The organism is Alicyclobacillus tolerans, from assembly GCF_048984885.1.
Lineage (GTDB): Bacteria > Bacillota > Bacilli > Alicyclobacillales > Alicyclobacillaceae > Alicyclobacillus_I > Alicyclobacillus_I tolerans.
Genome location: NZ_JBMGNK010000002.1, coordinates 298,687 through 316,656, shown reverse-complemented (window position 1 = coordinate 316,656; position 17,970 = coordinate 298,687). Strand labels below are relative to the sequence as shown.

The 17,970-nt window shown below is 44.1% G+C and carries 19 protein-coding genes; 7 read left to right on the top strand and 12 right to left on the bottom strand.

The genetic code is table 11. The features are described 5' to 3' along the window. Window positions 1-80: 80 nt before the first annotated feature. Window positions 81-263, bottom strand: coding sequence for a hypothetical protein (locus ACOJUR_RS01655; protein ID WP_072873690.1), 183 nt, complete (start codon window positions 261-263; stop codon window positions 81-83). 168 nt (window positions 264-431) lie between these two features. On the opposite strand from ACOJUR_RS01655, the gene ACOJUR_RS01650 reads away from it, so the two are divergent. Next, window positions 432-674: a YkuS family protein gene (locus ACOJUR_RS01650; RefSeq protein WP_072873691.1), complete on the top strand. Its 243-nt coding sequence runs from the start codon at window positions 432-434 to the stop codon at window positions 672-674. A 115-nt stretch (window positions 675-789) separates the two neighbouring features. Here ACOJUR_RS01650 and ACOJUR_RS01645 read toward each other — a convergent pair whose 3' ends face one another. Further along, entirely contained in the window at window positions 790-1,743 is a 954-nt protein-coding gene (locus ACOJUR_RS01645; RefSeq protein WP_420949095.1) for an ROK family protein, read from the bottom strand. 42 nt (window positions 1,744-1,785) lie between these two features. After that, on the bottom strand, window positions 1,786-3,060 hold the full coding sequence (locus ACOJUR_RS01640) for a glucose-6-phosphate isomerase (protein WP_420949094.1): 1,275 nt from the start codon (window positions 3,058-3,060) through the stop codon (window positions 1,786-1,788). A gap of 514 nt (window positions 3,061-3,574) precedes the next feature. On the opposite strand from ACOJUR_RS01640, the gene ACOJUR_RS01635 reads away from it, so the two are divergent. After that, entirely contained in the window at window positions 3,575-4,795 is a 1,221-nt protein-coding gene (locus ACOJUR_RS01635) for a cytochrome P450 (RefSeq protein ID WP_072873694.1), read from the top strand. A 17-nt stretch (window positions 4,796-4,812) separates the two neighbouring features. Here ACOJUR_RS01635 and ACOJUR_RS01630 read toward each other — a convergent pair whose 3' ends face one another. Continuing rightward, complete coding sequence (locus ACOJUR_RS01630; RefSeq protein WP_165611956.1) at window positions 4,813-4,986, bottom strand: hypothetical protein; 174 nt, start codon at window positions 4,984-4,986, stop codon at window positions 4,813-4,815. Window positions 4,987-5,319: 333 nt separating this feature from the next. On the opposite strand from ACOJUR_RS01630, the gene ACOJUR_RS01625 reads away from it, so the two are divergent. Then, the gene (locus ACOJUR_RS01625) at window positions 5,320-5,847 is read left to right on the top strand and encodes a proline iminopeptidase-family hydrolase (protein WP_420949093.1); all 528 of its coding nucleotides are present in this window, start codon (window positions 5,320-5,322) and stop codon (window positions 5,845-5,847) included. Between the two features lie 8 nt (window positions 5,848-5,855). Here ACOJUR_RS01625 and ACOJUR_RS01620 read toward each other — a convergent pair whose 3' ends face one another. Then, window positions 5,856-7,229: an IS1182 family transposase gene (locus ACOJUR_RS01620; RefSeq protein WP_420949092.1), complete on the bottom strand. Its 1,374-nt coding sequence runs from the start codon at window positions 7,227-7,229 to the stop codon at window positions 5,856-5,858. A gap of 90 nt (window positions 7,230-7,319) precedes the next feature. Here ACOJUR_RS01620 and ACOJUR_RS01615 point away from each other — a divergent pair, with 90 nt between their 5' ends. Then, window positions 7,320-7,733 carry an alpha/beta hydrolase family protein gene (locus ACOJUR_RS01615; protein ID WP_420949091.1) on the top strand — a complete coding sequence of 138 codons (414 nt, stop codon included), beginning with the start codon at window positions 7,320-7,322 and terminating at the stop codon, window positions 7,731-7,733. A gap of 235 nt (window positions 7,734-7,968) precedes the next feature. Here ACOJUR_RS01615 and ACOJUR_RS01610 read toward each other — a convergent pair whose 3' ends face one another. Further along, window positions 7,969-8,433 carry a hypothetical protein gene (locus tag ACOJUR_RS01610; RefSeq protein WP_420949090.1) on the bottom strand — a complete coding sequence of 155 codons (465 nt, stop codon included), beginning with the start codon at window positions 8,431-8,433 and terminating at the stop codon, window positions 7,969-7,971. A 215-nt stretch (window positions 8,434-8,648) separates the two neighbouring features. On the opposite strand from ACOJUR_RS01610, the gene ACOJUR_RS01605 reads away from it, so the two are divergent. Next, window positions 8,649-9,029 carry a carboxymuconolactone decarboxylase family protein gene (locus ACOJUR_RS01605; RefSeq protein WP_072873697.1) on the top strand — a complete coding sequence of 127 codons (381 nt, stop codon included), beginning with the start codon at window positions 8,649-8,651 and terminating at the stop codon, window positions 9,027-9,029. A 52-nt stretch (window positions 9,030-9,081) separates the two neighbouring features. Here ACOJUR_RS01605 and ACOJUR_RS01600 read toward each other — a convergent pair whose 3' ends face one another. Together ACOJUR_RS01600 and ACOJUR_RS01595 are read right to left on the bottom strand one after the other, a co-directional pair. Beyond that, a complete protein-coding gene (locus tag ACOJUR_RS01600) occupies window positions 9,082-9,615 on the bottom strand; it encodes a cupin domain-containing protein (protein ID WP_203114919.1) in 534 nt (177 codons plus the stop codon). Then, window positions 9,612-10,598: an aldo/keto reductase gene (locus ACOJUR_RS01595; RefSeq protein WP_420949089.1), complete on the bottom strand. Its 987-nt coding sequence runs from the start codon at window positions 10,596-10,598 to the stop codon at window positions 9,612-9,614. The genes ACOJUR_RS01600 and ACOJUR_RS01595 overlap by 4 nt, the downstream gene beginning before the upstream one ends. Before the next feature lie 178 nt (window positions 10,599-10,776). Here ACOJUR_RS01595 and ACOJUR_RS01590 point away from each other — a divergent pair, with 178 nt between their 5' ends. Beyond that, complete coding sequence (locus tag ACOJUR_RS01590; RefSeq protein ID WP_420949088.1) at window positions 10,777-12,330, top strand: M20/M25/M40 family metallo-hydrolase; 1,554 nt, start codon at window positions 10,777-10,779, stop codon at window positions 12,328-12,330. Here ACOJUR_RS01590 and ACOJUR_RS01585 read toward each other — a convergent pair. The 4 genes from ACOJUR_RS01585 to ACOJUR_RS01570 all read right to left on the bottom strand — a co-directional run bounded on the left by ACOJUR_RS01585 (window position 12,327) and on the right by ACOJUR_RS01570 (window position 16,485). After that, on the bottom strand, window positions 12,327-13,172 hold the full coding sequence (locus tag ACOJUR_RS01585; protein ID WP_420949087.1) for an alpha/beta hydrolase: 846 nt from the start codon (window positions 13,170-13,172) through the stop codon (window positions 12,327-12,329). The genes ACOJUR_RS01590 and ACOJUR_RS01585 overlap by 4 nt on opposite strands. A 122-nt stretch (window positions 13,173-13,294) precedes the next feature. Continuing rightward, on the bottom strand, window positions 13,295-14,113 hold the full coding sequence (locus ACOJUR_RS01580; RefSeq protein WP_420950485.1) for an IclR family transcriptional regulator: 819 nt from the start codon (window positions 14,111-14,113) through the stop codon (window positions 13,295-13,297). A gap of 2 nt (window positions 14,114-14,115) precedes the next feature. Then, a complete protein-coding gene (locus tag ACOJUR_RS01575; protein WP_420949086.1) occupies window positions 14,116-15,309 on the bottom strand; it encodes a thiolase family protein in 1,194 nt (397 codons plus the stop codon). Window positions 15,310-15,324: 15 nt separating this feature from the next. Continuing rightward, window positions 15,325-16,485: an acyl-CoA dehydrogenase family protein gene (locus ACOJUR_RS01570; protein WP_306954985.1), complete on the bottom strand. Its 1,161-nt coding sequence runs from the start codon at window positions 16,483-16,485 to the stop codon at window positions 15,325-15,327. A 210-nt stretch (window positions 16,486-16,695) separates the two neighbouring features. Between ACOJUR_RS01570 and ACOJUR_RS01565 the strand changes: the two genes are divergently transcribed. Further along, window positions 16,696-17,922, top strand: a complete 1,227-nt coding sequence (locus ACOJUR_RS01565) for an MFS transporter (RefSeq protein ID WP_072873736.1) — start codon at window positions 16,696-16,698, stop codon at window positions 17,920-17,922. The last annotated feature ends 48 nt before the right edge of the window (window positions 17,923-17,970 follow it).

Below are 17,970 nucleotides of genomic sequence, written 5' to 3'. Positions count from 1 at the left end.
GGCGGTTTGCCTAAACAACCGCCCGTTCATCCTATTCCCAATTTGCAATCCAGTTCATTTTGAATAACTTGATGCTACATTTATGCTTCTTCCTCTTCATCTTCTACCACAGTGTGCTCTCGCACAATATGCGTATACTCATAACCGTGCGTACAATGCTGACAATGAACGCGCACCACATGTTCACCTACTGGAGCCGACACGTGGTTTATTTTTCCACAACGTGGACATTCAGAATCAAACTCCCAATGTTCGTGTTTCATATAAGCGCCCCCCGTCATTAGCCGAGTCCTGATTATTCTACAACAAGAAGGGCCGCCAGAGATAGTACCTAAAAAAGAGCGCATAATCCTCTTTAAGTAAGGCAAACTGGGGTTGTCACGATGAAGACGTGACTTTTGGAAAGAATGTGGTCGATGAGGAGGGTGCACATGAAAAAAGTGGCTGTGGAACAAGGATTGACTCCCGTGAAACAGTACCTCAGTGCGCAAGGCTGTCAGGTCATTGACGCAAAAACCAGTGACAGCAAAGCCCAAGATGCTGCAGTCATGGTGGTCAACGGTTGCGACAAGAACCTGATGGGTATGCAAAGCGTCACCCAGAACATCCCCATTATTTCTGCTGACGGTCTATCACCTGAAGAAGTCTATCATCGTGTACAAAGTTATTTTTAATGGGCTTTTGCCACAGGAAAGGCAGCTTATCCCAGAGTGGATAGGCTGCCTTCCTTTTGCGCTTCTGTAATCATTTTTTCGATCTCGATTCTAATCTCAGACCTTTTAGTTTTCCTTACAAAACCGAATTCTCTAAAGCCGCTCCCTGAATGGCTAGACGTGCTGCCCCTAGCATTCCAGCGCGTGAACCGAGTGTGGCGGGTAGTAACTCGCAAGAACGATAGACACGTTGCAACGCATTCGCCGCAAAAGATGCCCGCAGAGGATCCATAAGCGCATCTCCTGCATTCACCAAACCTCCTGCAATCACAATTTTATCAGGATTGAGCAAATTGGCTGCGATTCCAAGCCCTACGCCGAGCCAATTCACCAGTTCTTGAATGACTTGCTGAGCATCACGATGACCTGCCTTTGCCAAAGCAAAGATTTCTTCAGCGTTCGCCGTGCCACCTGAAGGTGAATGTAGCCCATGCGCCACTCCCATGTTCACCAGAGCTGTAGCAGAGGCAAGCGTCTCTAAACAACCATGGCGCCCGCAGTTACACAAAGGTCCGCCCGGCTTTACGGTAATATGGCCAATTTCTCCAGCCATAGTAGAGACACCTCGATAAATTTGTCCATCTAATACGATACCGCCGCCGACACCCGTACCTAGAGTTACACACAAAACGCTCTTTGCGTTTTGCCCTGCCCCTTGCCACGCTTCGCCCAATGCAGCTATATTGGCATCATTGTCAAGGTAAATAGGCAGATGAAGTGATTCAGAAAGCAACTGAACAATAGCTACATTCCGCCAATGTAAATTGACGGCTTCTTCTATATATCCATGCTCCACATCAAGAAATCCAGCCAACCCCACGCCGACTGACAAAACATCTGTTAGTTGGCATCCCGATTTTTGCAACAACTTGATAAACTGCTCGTATAAACGTTGTACAAAACGTTCAGGTCCATCTTCCGCATCAGTCGGATAGCTGACGGCTGCCATCACTTCGCCTGATACCGATACTATAGCCGCCTTTACATTGGTTCCCCCAACATCCACTCCGAGGACAACTTGCTCGCTCATTCAGCTACCCCATTCTCCCAAAATAATGTTTACGGAACATTATTATACTAAACGACGACGCATTTCTTGCTTATAAGCTTCAACTCCTGGCTGATCAAAACCATTGATGCCAAGTAAATATCCACCATATGAGCAGGCTATTTCAAAGAAATATACCAACTCTCCAAACAATCTTGGTCGATTACCCTCCGCATGCAACAACAGATTGGGAACACCTGCATCTGTATGTGCTTTAATAACAGAAGCTACAGCTACCTGTTGTAGTTCAGAAAATGACTTACCAGACATATAGTTACTCTTTTCATCCAGTTCTCCTGGAAGTGTAATAGAATGCGCCGTATCTGTAAAATGAACATCTAATACGGTCTCCAACAACATTTTTCGCGCATCCTGGACATATTGGCCCATAGAGTGTAAATCCGTCGTATATTGCAGCATCGTTGGGAAAAGTCCTATCCCATCTTTGCCTTGACTTTCACCGAATAGTTGCTGCCACCAGCCAGCAAAATGTGCTGCCTGCGGTTCATAAGTCACAAGCGCTTCTGCGGCAAAGCCCTGGAGATACAGGAAATGCCGGATCATAGCATATACATAAGCAGGATTCTCAAGAATCGTCTGCTGGCGAAGCTCATCATACGCATCTGCCGCCCCTGCCATGACTTCATTTACTGGCAGACCTGCAATCATCATGGGTAATAAACCCACTGCCGTAAGTACGGAGTAACGTCCACCAATATCCCTTGGAATCGGCAATGTCACATAACCGCGATCGCCCGCAAACTGACGTAATGTGCCACTCTCCGGATCTGTTACGGCACATATGCGCTCAGCTGCTCCTTTACCATATCTTTTCTCCAGATAATCTCGCAAAGTATGAAAAGCGGCGGACGGTTCCAATGTTCCTCCTGACTTAGAAATAACAACCACGGTAACCTCATGCTCATCTAATATAGAAAGCAAATCTCCAATATACGATTCACTGAGCTGGTTCCCTGCAAAAAGTACACGCATTTGATCAGCTTCACTTGCAAAATTGGATTGCATCATGGATAAAGCGGCCCGCGCTCCTAAATAGCTACCACCAATGCCGATGACCACTGTAACATCGGATATGGCTCGAAAGCGTTGGGCGATAGCTTCCATTTGTTGCATCAATCGTTGATGATCTTCTGCTGGCCAATGTAACCAACCTTTGCTGCCCTTATGTACATTCATATCCCACAACTGTTTGTGTGCCAGTTCACCAATCGACATGAATTGTGTCAGCTGAGTGTTGGTCACCCATTTTTCAACTGGAGTTTTGTCAAGTCGAATCATTTTTGGCATCCCCTCTCAATAGCGGATCAATCCGCTGTTCCATTTTCATTTAGCCAGTTCCATTGGATGTATACCACATGGACAACTGAAAAATATGTTTCCAGTGTATCCTAAGGATTTCATTCTTACCACGCTAACGTAGAGCCAAGACATGCGCATAAAAGGATGAAACAGGAGTAGCGACCCCGTCTGTCTATGGACAGAGGGGCCGCTACATCATGTTGTAAGGTCCTGCACTAGTGATTTTTTAGCTACCACACCCTCAACTCGAAGTTTTCGCGCTGTTGGAAGTGATATCTTTTATCATCACTCATCACCGTCCCTTACGCCACTTATCATGTCCCTTCTTCTAGAGCAATATGCATGGTGCTACACGTCTTTGGGGACGCAATTATTTGAGAACGGTTTGTATGAACTTAGAAATGGTTCGCAAACTAAAGTGGAACTTGGGGCCAATGATTCCTCAGAATTCACATCACACGACCCATATCTAAATCAAGGGAGACGATACAAGATGTCTACAGATATTTTGCAAAGACCGTTAGGATTACAACCAGTGAACGGACTATCAAGTCAAGAAGCTCGTATCAACCCATTTCCTTTTTTTCAACGAATGAGGGAAATCAACGCCGTTCGATATGACAACGCCAGAGAAGCTTGGGATATTTTCCGTTATCAGGATGTCAAAAGAATATTGACAGACAACGAAAATTTTTCTTCTCTTCGTCCCGATCAACAAGTACCCTTGATGGTTAGTTTAATTTCAAAAGATCCGCCAACGCATACACAGTTACGATCTCGTATCGAAAAAATCTTGAATCCTCAATTTTTAGAAACACGCTTATCTCAATTAGAGTCCAGTGTAGACACCTTGCTTCTTCATACTGTACCACGTGGAGAAATGGAATTTATTCACGATATCGCCGAACCTTTACCTTTCATGGTGATCGCTCGATTACTGGGTATTCCTGAATCAGACTGGCCAAATATCAGACGTTGGGCAAAACAATTACACGCAAATCCGCATTGGGATATAGACGCTGCAAAAATTAATGAAATTCGCATGATCCAGAATCAAGCACGCAAAGATACTTTAGATTATTTCCAATCTCAACTTAAGGATCGACTTGGCAAACCTCAAGATGATTTGTTGACAATGCTCGTTACTCATGACACTCAAAGCGAAGCATTGAACATCAATGAAGCGACAGAATTCTGTTTGCTTATGTTGACTGCCGGTCTACAAAGCGCGACCCTGTTTTTGGGAAACGTCATGCGTCGCTGGGTTGAAGAGCCCTATTTGCAAGAAATGCTGCGCCAAGAACCACAAATTCTAGGAACCATGATTGAAGAATTATTGCGTTATTATCCTCCCATGTTGGCTACCACACGTTACGCCATCCATGATGTACAAATCAATAGACTTAGCATTCTTCGTGGAGCCAGAGTCGTTGTCTGGATAGGTTCCGCCAATCGTGACGACGAAGTTTTTGAACAAGGTGAGAAGTTTCAGCCGAAACGCCAACCCAATCCTCACCTTTCATTCGGAAGTGGCATTCATGCTTGTTTAGCTTCCTTTCTTGTACGTCAGTTAGCCAGCATTGTTCTTCCTAAATTTAACAAGACAATGGAAAGTATTCACTTAATACCTGGACATGGACTAACCCCTATCCAACATAATTTCTTTTTTGGTGTAGAAAAACTACCAATACAATTTCTTCCTAACTTGCCATGAAAATTCCCGATATCGAGTTATGGTTGTAACACGCGATAGGTAATAACTAGTTCTTTTTTTAAGCGTTTCACATCTACAATTCGAATTTCTGATTTGGCCACACGCTCCTGCAACATGCGTAGCAGGAGCTGATTTTGCGCCTCATCCGTATGCGAGAGAACCACCGTCTGAAATACTTTTGTCTCCATCATCATGAACACCCTTTTTCAAACGTTCGCATATAAAAATGGCTATTTATTCAATGTTTATCTTTAGTTTAGGGGAAATGATATCAACCTGTCATCTGTATTTGTTAGATAAACTAACAATTTTAAGCTATTTATTTCTTTTAGTTCTGATTTCCTTCGTTTATCCATACACATTTGTTATATATACTTACATATATCACTTTTTGTAATAATTTTTATAAAATTTTAAACATTTAATCTCTCCTTAGCTTAAAATAAGAGTATAAACACTATATACGTGCTTCTTGATTCTCAATCCAAAAATGAATTTTGTTTACACATGAAAGGAGCAAGAACATGTCACGATACGCATCATCTAAAATTATCCAACTTTCTAACGGATATCATGTATGGACACGCAGAGTTGGAGAGAGTCCCATCAAAATGCTTTTACTACATGGAGGACCCGGTTCAACACATACATATATGAAAATTTTTGAAAATTACCTCCCGCCTGCAGGCATAGAAATTTATTTTTATGACCAACTCGGTTCTTATTGTTCCGATCAACCAGATGATATCTCACTTTGGAATGTAGAGAGATTTTGCGAAGAAGTCGAAGAGGTAAGAACAGCTCTCGGTCTAGATCATTTTTACTTATGCGGTCAGTCTTGGGGTGGATTTTTGGCTATTGAATATGCTTTGCATCACGGCCATCACCTCAAGGGACTCATCATATCCAACATGGTAGCCAGCATTCAATCGTATATGGATTATATCCATATACTCAGGCTGTCGAGAAAGACCACTGCGAGTGGTCTTTTTCAATTCAAGCAATATCTTTGTAGTTCGATTTACACAGGTTTGTATCAATGGGAAATGTGAATCGCTCTTCATCTAGCTCGTTTTGCTAGGTGAAGAGCGATTTTTTTCATGTTCTGACAGGCAGCGGTCATCAGTGCCTGTTCGAGCACCTTGTCCCTGCCTCGGAACCTCGCGTATCTGTATCCATGAAGTTGTTTCGCATCTGCAAAACTTCGCTCAATGGTTTGCTTTCGGAGTCGGTATAGGCGTTTCCCAGATTTACTTAATCGGTTCTCTCGGACCCTCTCTTTGCTATCCTCCCAAACGTGTCGTACCAAAACTTTTTGCTTGTTGCGGGAGCGTGTACACTGAGTCAGAATGGAACATGCCTTGCAAATTTCTGGGTCGGATTTGTACTCCCTGTAGCCTTCACGAGTTGTCGTTCGGTAAGTAAGTGGGTGTTTCTCTGGACATAGGTACGAATCCGTTTTCTTATCGTATCGGAACTTCCATTTGGGCATTAAACCCTTTGTGGGATGAAATCGGCGGTGACCAATCACTGCGAAGATACCACGTTCAGTTAATTCGTTACATATCGGATTTGTTAGGTAACCAGAGTCGAGCGCCACGGCTTCAACATTGAAACCAAAACGTTCAATTTGTCTTTCAAGTCGCCCTACGTATGGAATTGAATCATGGATATTGCCTGGCGTGATATGCACATCTGTAATCAAGTTGTACTTCGCATCAACGGTTCTGTGGTCGAGATAGTAAAATCCTTCCGGCTTGCCTTCGCGGTACATATATCCACTGTCCGCATCTGTGAGGCTGACCTTTACTTCGCGCTCCTTGGACACCTCCTTCCTGGGGCTTAAGGACTTTTTTTGGTGAGCGCTCCGATCTGCAGCGATGGCAAGGTCAAGTTCAGCAAGATAGCCTTTTACTTTTTCCTCAACGACTTTCCGCTCGAACTTGTGCTTATTTGCATTAGCTTTAATGTGTGTGGAGTCTGTCATCAGGACTCGTCCAGAAATGAGTCGGTGCTTCATACCTTGGAGAACGATTTCGTCAAAGATGTCTTGAAAGATGCCGGTGCCTGCAAAGCGAATACACCGATTCCATGACAGGGTGGTATGGTCCGGAACCCGGTCAGTAAGTTTTAATCCCAGGAACCAACGGTACGCAACGTTCGTCTTCACTTCTTGTTCCAACTGGCGCTCAGAACGGATGCCGTAAAGGTACCCCAGAAAGATCATTTTGAAGAGTACAACCGGATCCACCGCAGGTCGTCCGTTGTCTTCGGAGTAATAAGGACGGACCTTCTCTGGAATGAACGAGAAATCGATGTAACGATCAATCTTCCGAAGAAGATGGTCCTCAGGGACAAGTTCTTCAATAGATACAAACTCGAACTCCAACTGACGACCGTCTTTTGACTGGTACACGTCATCACCACCCAACATTGGTTATGAATATTATAACATAAATACATATATTTAGAATAAAAGAGACATAAAGAATGGCTGTCGAAACTTTCTCGACAGCCTGCGTATATGGATTATATCCACATACTACGCAAACAATTGCCCATAGAAGTACAAAAAAATCTTGAATACTACGAAAATAAGGGTGAATATGATGCCCCGGAATACCAGGATTTATTATTCAAATCCCTTTACCGTAAACACCTATGCCGCCTGGATCCCTGGCCCAGTGATGTTCAGCATGGATTTGCTCTCATGAACAACCAAGTTTACAATACCATGCAGGGACCTAATGAATTTGTAATTACCGGAAATTTTAAGGATTGGAACCGTTGGGAAGATCTCGCTCATATCCACACACCATGTCTAGTAATAGGTGCTCGTTACGATACTATGAATCCGAATGATTTAATAGAAATGGCCCGGCGCATGCCAAATGCACAATCACATATTTGTGAAAATGGTAGCCATTTGGCAATGTAGGATGATGCAGAATCCTATTTCTCAGCTATTCAGCAATTCATCTCAAAAGTAGAGGAAAATTAGTATGACTGACAAAATTTCCCTTTTATGCCGGGTTTTTACTATTTTACATGGGTTTGAATCCATTATCGATGCGGGGGTGGACTATCTCATATAAGCTGATTGCTTTGTTAAAATCCAAAATCACTTGAGATAATTAAGTAAATTTTAGATAAATTCAAACCATGATTTTAGTTTAATTAGCATGCTTTAGAATATATATGTCTTTCTCCATAATTCCAATTCGACCAGCAAAAAAATCCATAGACCTCTCTACTTTATCAAAGCGTTCATTCAAAGAATGTATTTGAGCACTCATTATCTCTTGTCCATGACGCAACGCTAAGCAAATGTCTATCAACTCGTCAATACGATTTCCCTGATGGTCTATCCTGGTTTCCGCAGTATCCATTCTGGATTCCAAATTCTCCAACCGAGCTTCTACATTCTCCAACCGAGCTTCTACATTTTCCAACCGAGCTTCTACATTTTCCAACCGAGCCTCTACATTCTCCAACCGAGCTTCTACATTCTCCAACCGAGCTTCTACATTTTCCAACCGAGCCTCTACTTTATCGAGTCGTCTATCTATCTCATCAAACCGATATTCTATTCGCTGTTCCATACCAACGAGAAATTCTCTTAATTCGGCATCCAACACCTGTCACCTCGCTTTCATCGAGATTCTAATCGCATTATATAGATAAACCTACCGACCGTCGATAATGCTTTGTAAAATAAAATCTATGGCTGTTCATCTTTCATTTGCATCATCATTTTGTATCTCTTTATATTTGGGCTAATCAATCAGATGTGTAAAACATCATCACTACGGGAAGAGTATCAATTATCTGGAAAACTCAGGAGGTATCAGCTTTGTATAATAGCGAACAATTAGAATCAAATGGTTACGTACAAGCTTCGATTGAAGATTTTAAATCGGGAGTCGGTTGGTTCCGCAAACAACTGCCTAATATTGGGAAACAATATATGGCCTTTACAAGCGCTTGTTTTACCGCCGGAACTATCCCAGAACCTATCAAACATCTCATAGCTCTAGGGTTAGCTATGCAAATTCAAGACGAATATTGCATTATGTATCACGCTGATGCCGCCTTGAAAACCGGCGCAACCCCTGATCAATTAGTAGAAACCATTGCAGTATGTGCAGCATTTGGAGGAGGGGCCGCATTATCACAAGGTGCCACTCTGATACAAGAAGTCCTGCGTGAGCACGAGTCAAGAAAAATACAATAAGCAAAGCTATGAGGCCGATCTCGTCGTAAAGCATCGAGGTCGGCCTCATGATTTAACCACCGAGTTTTTCAATAATATCGCGGTGGTAAGGAAAATTTTTCAACAATTCAATGTGACCCAACAATTGAAAATCCTGAAAATCAAAACCAGGTGTAACCATACATCCCACCAGAGCAAAAGCATTTGGATTTTCGTCCATAACATAGGCACCAAAAATTGTTCCCCTTGGCACCAATATCTGTGGGAATTGGCCTGCCTGAATATCGAGCCCAAGGTGATGGTCAATACGTTTTCCATCTGAATCAATAGTTACAATACAAACAGGACTGCCTGCATGAAAGTACCACATTTCATCCGCGTTTAATCGATGGAATCGAGAAACATCACCAGATGGCAACAAAAAATAGATACTAGTCGCCGATCTTCTACGCCCCTGAACGGGTATTGACCAATGCCCAGCCTCAATCCAGAGCTCAGGTTGGTATATTTCTTTGTAAAATCCGCCCTCTGGATGAGGCACCATGCCAAGTCTATCAATATACACTTTAGCTTCTGAAGATATCCGATTTGCATCCGATGATTTCATCGATTCACACTCTTCATTGTTGCGCTTGGATAACGTTCACCGGCTGCGACTCCTTGTGGCGCAATGCGTTCAATCTCTTCTAATTCCGCTGGAGTAAGCTGGATGTTTATTGCAGCCACATTTTCACGCAGATACTCCTGACGCTTCGTTCCCGGAATAGGAACAATATCGTCTCCGCGTGACAACAGCCAAGCTAACGCCAGTTGAGAGGGCGTGCAACCTTTTTGTTGAGCGAGTAATTCTATTTTGTGAACCAAATCCAAATTTTTTTGGAAGTTTTCTCCCTGAAATCGTGGTGAATTTCGACGGTAATCATCTTTCGGCAAATCTTCGTACGTTTTGAATCGCCCTGTCAAGAATCCCCGGCCAAGCGGGCTGTAGGCTACAAAACCAATCCCTAACTCGCGACAAACGGGAAGTATCTCATCTTCAACATCTCGACTCCAAAGAGAATACTCTGTCTGCAATGCCGAAATGGGATGCACGGCTTGAGCACGACGTAACGTTGCGGCAGACGCCTCAGACAACCCGAGAAAACGAACTTTCCCTGCCTTGACTAAATCCGCCATGGCACCTACCGTCTCTTCAATCGGCGTATCAGGATCGACTCGATGTTGATAATAGAGATCGATGGTCTCTACTCCAAGCCTTCGGAGACTAGCGTCACACGCTTCCTTCACATACTCAGGACGCCCGTTAACACCAAGAAAAGCACCCTCCTTGCTTCTTACATTGCCAAATTTAGTAGCTAATACAACCTCTTGACGTCGAGTTTTTAATACTTTTGCCAATAGTTCCTCATTTTGACCTACACCATACATGTCTGCTGTATCCCAAAAATTGATACCCAACTCAAGAGACAATTCCAAGGTGCGAATGGACTCAGCCTCATCTCTACCACTGTAAAAATCCGACATACCCATACAGCCAAGACCAAGCTCAGACACTTCGAGGCCCTGATTGCCTAATTTGCGTGTTTTCATATTTCATTCCTCCTGATATCCAGCCACTCACTTACCAAAATAAAGTTTATCATTTTTCCAACTCTCAACCAAACTTCAGCCTTTCCTTAACAACACTTCATATACAACAATTTAATCCTGTTACAATGAAAACACATATTAACAATGGAGTTCATTCTCATAGGAGATGTGAAAAGGGATGACCGAATTATCTACATTGACCAGAAAATTAACTCTCGATTTGACCGCCATTCCCTCCGTGAACGGAAGCTCTGGCGAAACAGCAATTATTGAATTTTTATATCATCGGTTGAAACGGCTGCCTGCAGTACAAAAAGGCAAGGTAAAACTATTTCTAATTCCCAGTATGGACGATCCGCTTTTCCGTCCTACACTGATTGCCCACTATAGCGGTACGGGTAAACAGGGGTTGCTACTTTTTGGTCACACCGATACAGTTGGCACAAGTGACTACGGTCCTTTCGAATCCCTTGCTCATCGTCCGTTGGAATTGACAGAACTTGCAAAATCAGGTGCACTTGGAGAAGCGGCAGCCAAACGTGCCTCGAGTGGAAGATTCTTGTTTGGGCGAGGAATTTTGGACATGAAATCAGGTGTAGCAGCAGCTTGTACTGTTTTTGAAAAAATGGTGGAAGCATCCATAGATATGCACTTGTTTTTTGCAGCTACACCTGACGAAGAAGTCGGATCACGAGGAGCCAAAACTTTAAGTCGTTGGTTAGAGGACTATACAACCAATCACAACATTCATTTACAATGGGTCTTAAATACAGATTATACTGAACAACCCAAAGTTGGAGACCCGTATCCCATTTATGCAGGAAGTATTGGCAAATTGCTCCCTGCTGTGTATGTACGCGGTCTGCCAAGCCATGCCGCTGAACCAGAACATGGAATTGATCCGAATTATCTCTTATCCAGGATTACTCAAAAATTGGTTTATTGTTCAGACTTAGTAGATGCTACAGAAAACGAACGTTGCCCATTACCTGTTTCCCTTTACCAGCGAGACGACAAACCATTCTACGACGTACAAACAGCCATCTCAGCTAGCGCTTATTACAATCTTTTTCATATGACTCGTTCGCCCTCCGAGCAACTCAAACGAATCTCTGAGCTAATCGAGGAAGAAATGAATAGCACTATACTACATTTACATTCCTTGCAAGCCAGTCAAGTACTCCCAGAAAAAATACCCGTCTATACTTATGAAAACATTTGGAATCACGCCTCTGAAGAAGTTCGCTCAGATGCCCTACGTTACAGTGAATCGTTGACTCTCAGTGTAGAATTGCGGGAGCGTTGTCGAATGATGGTAGATTTTTTGATTCAACGTGGAAATTTTAAGGGACCGCTCATCGTTGTCTATTTTGCCAACGGACTGATTCCCAGAGTCAATACGCCTTCCTTGATGCAAAATCGATTCTGGCCGATTGTGGAACAGTTTTCTAGAGAAACAAAAATCCCTTACTTTTGCCGCACTTACTTTCCTTATATTTCCGATCTTAGTTTTCTCAGTCAGTCCCCAGACTGGGAGGATGAAACGTTTGCAAAGAATTTTCCTGCCCAATCCTACGCTTCACCAGGGACGACCTTACAGACTGCCACATTTATGATAGGTACAAGCGGTGTTGGCGCTCATCGTCCCGATGAATCTGTTGACGCAGTCTATACTTTTGAGACGCTCCCAAAACTGTTGGCACACATTGTCCAATCACTAGAAACGCATTAGGAAGGTAACGGCGAAGGATAAGTCTCTCTATGGATTTGAGCTCCTGGTATATGCTCTTCCAGCCAACGAAGCCAGTCGTGAAAAATTTCCATACGATTCGGTTCATTAAACAACTCATGGTAACAGTCAGGGTACTCGCGATAAGTCTTGTCAGCCGCCTGCAACCGCTCAAAGCCAGCGCGGCTGGCTATAACAGAAACAACGCGATCGGCGCCTGCCTGCATCCAGAGAACTGGAATCTCTAGCTTTATATCCTTCCTTCTACAGGTATCCATTGCCTTAAAAAACTCATGGAGAAAACGAACGCTTGCTTTTTTCAACACTCTCTGTTCGTTGGTGTAAGCATGCTGAATTTCTAAATTGCGAGTGACATCCTTAGCTTGAATACGTGTCGATAAACGCAGGCGGGGCATGGTAGAACTGAGCACTCCAGCTAGGCGTAAAGTCGATTTGGAAATCGGAATGGCCACATCCAGAGCAGGAGAACTGAGCGTGACAGCACTTAAGGCAGTTGGTTTCTGTAATTCTTGCAAATAGCGAAGAACGATCAAACCACCCATGCTGTGACCGAAAAGGACAATAGGTGATTTGGGAAATTGTGCCTGCAAGCGCAGTAAATCGTTTTCCAAGACAAGTAAATATTCTCTGAAATCTTCTAAGTGACCAAGAATGCCAAATCCCCCATGTCCCGGCAAATCGCCCACCCAAACGGTATATTGTGCATGATATAACTGGTCAACGAGCCAACCGTAACGTTCCGCATACTCTCCCATGCCATGAACAATGAGAACAACCGCACGCGCACCAGGATGCACGCGCAGCAATTCAGTTCGTTTTTCCAAGTTTCATCTCTCCTTATCAAGGAGCTTATCTCTCAACATTAAATATCTTTGCCCTACCAAATCTTTCAGTATGGACAGTTGATCAACGAGAGATCCGTTAAAGTTGCTTCACTCTATCTTACTTAAAACAAGCCTCGCCATCGTTCCGCCGTCTGTTGCAAAATTCGAATCATGGCTTTGCCTCGTTCTTCTTGATATTGACTCGTTAAGAGAAGTACAGCAAGCACAAGCGCTACACTGCCATCCGAAGCGAACAGAGGCACCGCCACGGATGAAAAACCTGCAGCCATTTCACCATGAGAAACTGCGGCACCTACACGTCTGGTTGTTTCCAGAGCCTCATAAAAAGTCTCCTGCGAGGACCACATTTTTGCAACGCGATCGCCAGTAGCAGTCATTTTCATCCAATGTTTACGCCAGGCTGACGGTGCATCATAGGCTAGAAAACAGCGACCAAATGCTCCACCAAGCCCAGCAAATAATTGGCCTATCGACACATCTGCGCGAGCCACCTCGCTAGACGGTGCAGCTTTGGCCAAGACAATGACAGCATCTTCTGGAAGACGTTCAAGAAGCATCACTGTCTCGCCAACTTTTTCTGCCAAACGTGGCAATTCCAACATGACTTCTGAAACGCCACTGACCATTTGCGACGCGCGATTGCCTAGCGGAATTAAATAAGCTCCAAGACTATAGCAGCGCGATACCTTGTCGTAACGGATAAAATCTCCCCGCGCCAGAGTTCGCAAAACGCGCAAACAAGTTGTTTTACTTGCATGGGTACGTTTGGAGATTTCTGTCAGTGTACAAGATTGTGTCTTATATCGGCTAAGCAATTTTAAGATAGACATGGCAAGTGCAACAGATGGCACCTCATAGGCTACATCCGTCGTTGCTAAGTTTTCAGTATTCTCAACCGATTTCATTTCCTCTCTATCCATCACTATTCCGGTCTCTCCACAATGGCAGCCAGTCCCTGACCAACACCTACACACAATGTTGCTAAGCCATATCGCCCTCCCGTTCTTGACAACTCCATAGCCAACGTACCTACGAGACGCGCCCCTGAACAACCTAGTGGATGGCCAAGTGCAATTGCACCACCATGCACATTGACACGCTCCGGTGGTAAATTTAATTGTTGGATGCAAGCTAATGACTGAGCTGCAAACGCCTCATTGAGCTCAATTTTGTCTAAATCCTCAACTTTCAATCCAGCCTTTTTGAGCGCCTTTTCTGTTGCCGGCACTGGACCTATCCCCATATATCTTGGACTTACGCCAGCAGAAGCAGCTACTACATAGCGCACTATCGGGCGCAATCCCAATTCCCTGCCACGCCGCTCAGATACAAGTAAAAGCGCTGCCGCTCCATCGTTAATCCCTGATGCATTGCCAGCGGTAACTGTTCCTCCCTCACGAAAAGCGGGTTTAAGTTTACTTAAACTTTCTAGCGTCGTCTGCGGCCTTGGATGTTCATCTGTATCCACAACCCAAGTTTCTTTACCCTGTCTTACCGTAACTGGTAAAATTTCTTCTGCAAAAACACCATGATCTTGCGCTTTTTTCGCTTTGGATTGACTCTCCAAAGCAAACTGATCCTGTTCCTCACGAGAGATGCCATATTTTTCGGCTACATTCTCTGCAGTCTCACCCATACTCTCAGTTGGATAAGGGAAACGAGGATTGGCCATACGCCACCCTAAAGTTGTATCCCAAAGCGTTTGATTGCCACGTACAAATTCCATATCTGGTTTAGGCAGAACCAGAGGCGCTCGCGTCATCGACTCGACACCACCCGCAATCGCTACATCCAAGTCTCCCAATTGAATGGCTCGTGCCGCCTGAATAAACGCCTCAAGTCCAGAAGCACACAGCCGATTGACTGTTACGCCAGGTACCGTTTCTGGTAACCCAGCTAACAATCCGGCCATACGAGCAACATTTCGATTATCTTCCCCCGCCTGATTGGCGCAGCCAAAGAAAACTTCTTCCACCTCTTCAGGTGAAACACCACTTTTTTGCAATACGCCTGCGATGACATGAGCAGCGAGATCATCTGGACGAACACGGCTCAGCGCTCCACCTTGTCTTCCTATGGGTGTACGCACATAACCTACTAGCCAAACATTTTCCACTCAACGATTCTCCTCTCAATCGTTCTGTTTTTGATATGCTTTATGTAGTTCACTAGCAATAATATTTTTCTGAATTTCTGACGTCCCTTCGTAAATGCGCGTAATACGAGCGTCACGATAAAAACGTTCAATCGGATATTCCGCAATATAACCAATTCCACCGTGAATTTGAACCGCCAAATCGGCCACCCGATTGTACACTTCTGATCCATACAACTTTAACATCGCAGCTTCTTTAACTACATTTTGTCCTTGATCAGCCATCCAAGCTACTCGATAGGTCATCCATCTAAGTGTTTCAATTTGTGTAGCCATGTCAGCTAAATAATGCTGAATAATTTGCTGTTCAAAAATTGGTTTCCCAAACTGATGGCGCTCATGAGCGTAGGCCACACTTCTATCTAACAGGTACTGGCATGAACCAAGACAGCGAGCTGCCAATCCAGCACGTCCGTTGGCCAAAATTTTAAGTGCGTTAATATACCCTTCTCCTTCATGTCCCAAAACATTTTCTTCAGGAACTTCCATATCTTCAAAATAGATTTGTGCTGTATGAGAACCATGCAAACCCATTTTCTTTTCTACACTGCCTACCTGAAACCCGGGAAAACTTCGTTCCACAATGAAAGAGGTAATACCTTTGGCGCCTTTTTCCGGATCGGTAACAGCCATAACGGTAAATACCTGCGCATAAGGAGCATTGGTGATGTATATTTTCTGGCCATTGATCACATAACGATCACCTTTTTTGACAGCTCGTGTTCGAATCGCTGCTGCATTGGAACCAGCTTGGGGTTCAGTCAACGCAAACGCTCCAAGCCACTCCCCACTCGCCATGCGAGGCAAATAACGCTGCTTTTGTTGCTCGTTGCCAAATTCAACAATGCCCACTGAACCGATGCCGTTATGAGCGCCAATAATTGTGGTAAAACCGTTGATGGTGGCACCCAATTCTTCAAATACCGCACATTTCCCAAGCATACTCAGGCCCATCCCGCCGTATTCTTCGGGAATACTCAGTCCAAAGAGCCCCATTCGCTTGGTTTTTTCCAATATGCTGTCCGGTACCTTGTCCTCTTCTTCAATCTGCATTGCATACGGTTCTACTTCATGACGAACAAAATCTCTTACGGTCTCCCTCATTAAGATTAAATCCTCAGAAAGTTGAAAATCCATTCGTTAAGCCTCCCCATTGAATAAAGCTCTCATATTAGTTTCATATATGAAATAACGTTTCATCTTTAAAATGATGATAACTTTCAATGAAAGCGCAGTCAATGTAAATCATCTTTTCTTTCGAATGCCGAAAGGGTAAGATAAGCACAAACCCTCAATCCAGACATTCCTTACATAAAAGAGGCGCTGTTCATGCAAAAATTGAGATATATGGAAAGTTGGCAACGCAACCTTCTATTGCTTTGGATTGGTTGCTTGGTCACTTCAGCCAGTTACTCCATGGTCATTCCGTTTCTTCCACTTTTCTTGCTACAAATTGGAGTCCATCACCATACTGAACTGTGGTCTGGCATGCTCTATAGCGCTGCTTTTTTTGCCGGAGCACTTTCTGCTCCATTTTGGGGTACTTTGGCCGATCGCTATGGAAGAAAGCCCATGATTGTTCGTGCTGGCATTTCATTGGCCGTTCTCTATGTTCTGATGTCATTTGTTCAGAATCCCTATGAATTGCTTGTCTTACGCGTGCTAATGGGGCTTCTGTCCGGATATATTCCCGGAGCAATCGCTCTGGTGGGAACGAGTACTCCTGAGCACAAAGTAGGTTATTCGTTGGCCATGATTTCTACTGCTTCTTCAACAGGAGGCATTCTTGGTCCATTATTGGGCGGCGCCATAGCTCGGATTTTTAACAATCGCATTGCTTTTGCAAGCGCTGGTATCATGGTTCTGCTATCTACACTGCTTGTCATTTTTTGGGTTCATGAGACCAGCTTTACTCCCGCCAAAGATAAACAATCCACTTTCCAGTCGGTTGGTCTCGCTATGCGTAATCGACCGTTGGTTCTGGTTATGCTTCTGACTGTTCTTACATCCTTTTCTATTATGACCATTGAGCCTGTTCTGCCGCTTTACATTGTGCAAATTGGCGGTTCCGTCAAAAACGCCTCTTTACTAGCTGGAATTGTCTTCTCATTGACCGGTATCGCCAGTGTTGTTTTTGCCCCCAGATGGGGAAGATGGTCAGAAAAGACAGGTTTTTTGAAAATCCTTTGGATTGGATTACTAGGTGGTGCATTAGGAAACTTGGCACAGATTCCATTTCATAATATCTGGGGTTTTTCTGTGGTTCGTTTTATATATGGAGCTTTTTTCTGCGCTGTCTATCCGGCGCTCAATGGATTGGTTGTCAAATCAACAGCCGTAGATTTTCGTGGTCGCGCTTTTAGTCTGAACCAGACAGCGAATCAAGTGGGTACCATGTTAGGGCCGCTGGTTGGAGGAGCTCTGGCAGGGGCCTACAGCGTACATAGCGTCTTCTGGGTGACAGGTTTGCTTTTGCTCCTGACCACTCTTATCGGCTATATTCTACGCCATCAATTCACTGTAAAAAACTTACCCTCAACACAATCATTGGAGAACATGCCATTAAGCGAATAGCCCTATCTCGTAGATGAGGAGTGAATCCTTCACAAGTTCATCAAGAAT

What these genes read in the sequence shown, in the direction of transcription:
- ACOJUR_RS01655 (WP_072873690.1), bottom strand. Translation starts at nt 263, where the DNA reads ATGAAACACGAACATTGGGAGTTTGATTCTGAATGTCCACGTTGTGGA.
- ACOJUR_RS01595 (WP_420949089.1), bottom strand. Translation starts at nt 10,598, where the DNA reads ATGAAAACACGCAAATTAGGCAATCAGGGCCTCGAAGTGTCTGAGCTT.
- ACOJUR_RS01650 (WP_072873691.1), top strand. Translation starts at nt 432, where the DNA reads ATGAAAAAAGTGGCTGTGGAACAAGGATTGACTCCCGTGAAACAGTAC.
- ACOJUR_RS01615 (WP_420949091.1), top strand. Translation starts at nt 7,320, where the DNA reads ATGGATTATATCCACATACTACGCAAACAATTGCCCATAGAAGTACAA.
- ACOJUR_RS01580 (WP_420950485.1), bottom strand. Translation starts at nt 14,113, where the DNA reads ATGGATAGAGAGGAAATGAAATCGGTTGAGAATACTGAAAACTTAGCA.
- ACOJUR_RS01625 (WP_420949093.1), top strand. Translation starts at nt 5,320, where the DNA reads ATGTCACGATACGCATCATCTAAAATTATCCAACTTTCTAACGGATAT.
- ACOJUR_RS01645 (WP_420949095.1), bottom strand. Translation starts at nt 1,743, where the DNA reads ATGAGCGAGCAAGTTGTCCTCGGAGTGGATGTTGGGGGAACCAATGTA.
- ACOJUR_RS01620 (WP_420949092.1), bottom strand. Translation starts at nt 7,229, where the DNA reads ATGTTGGGTGGTGATGACGTGTACCAGTCAAAAGACGGTCGTCAGTTG.
- ACOJUR_RS01630 (WP_165611956.1), bottom strand. Translation starts at nt 4,986, where the DNA reads ATGATGGAGACAAAAGTATTTCAGACGGTGGTTCTCTCGCATACGGAT.
- ACOJUR_RS01570 (WP_306954985.1), bottom strand. Translation starts at nt 16,485, where the DNA reads ATGGATTTTCAACTTTCTGAGGATTTAATCTTAATGAGGGAGACCGTA.
- ACOJUR_RS01565 (WP_072873736.1), top strand. Translation starts at nt 16,696, where the DNA reads ATGGAAAGTTGGCAACGCAACCTTCTATTGCTTTGGATTGGTTGCTTG.
- ACOJUR_RS01640 (WP_420949094.1), bottom strand. Translation starts at nt 3,060, where the DNA reads ATGATTCGACTTGACAAAACTCCAGTTGAAAAATGGGTGACCAACACT.
- ACOJUR_RS01635 (WP_072873694.1), top strand. Translation starts at nt 3,575, where the DNA reads ATGTCTACAGATATTTTGCAAAGACCGTTAGGATTACAACCAGTGAAC.
- ACOJUR_RS01590 (WP_420949088.1), top strand. Translation starts at nt 10,777, where the DNA reads ATGACCGAATTATCTACATTGACCAGAAAATTAACTCTCGATTTGACC.
- ACOJUR_RS01600 (WP_203114919.1), bottom strand. Translation starts at nt 9,615, where the DNA reads ATGAAATCATCGGATGCAAATCGGATATCTTCAGAAGCTAAAGTGTAT.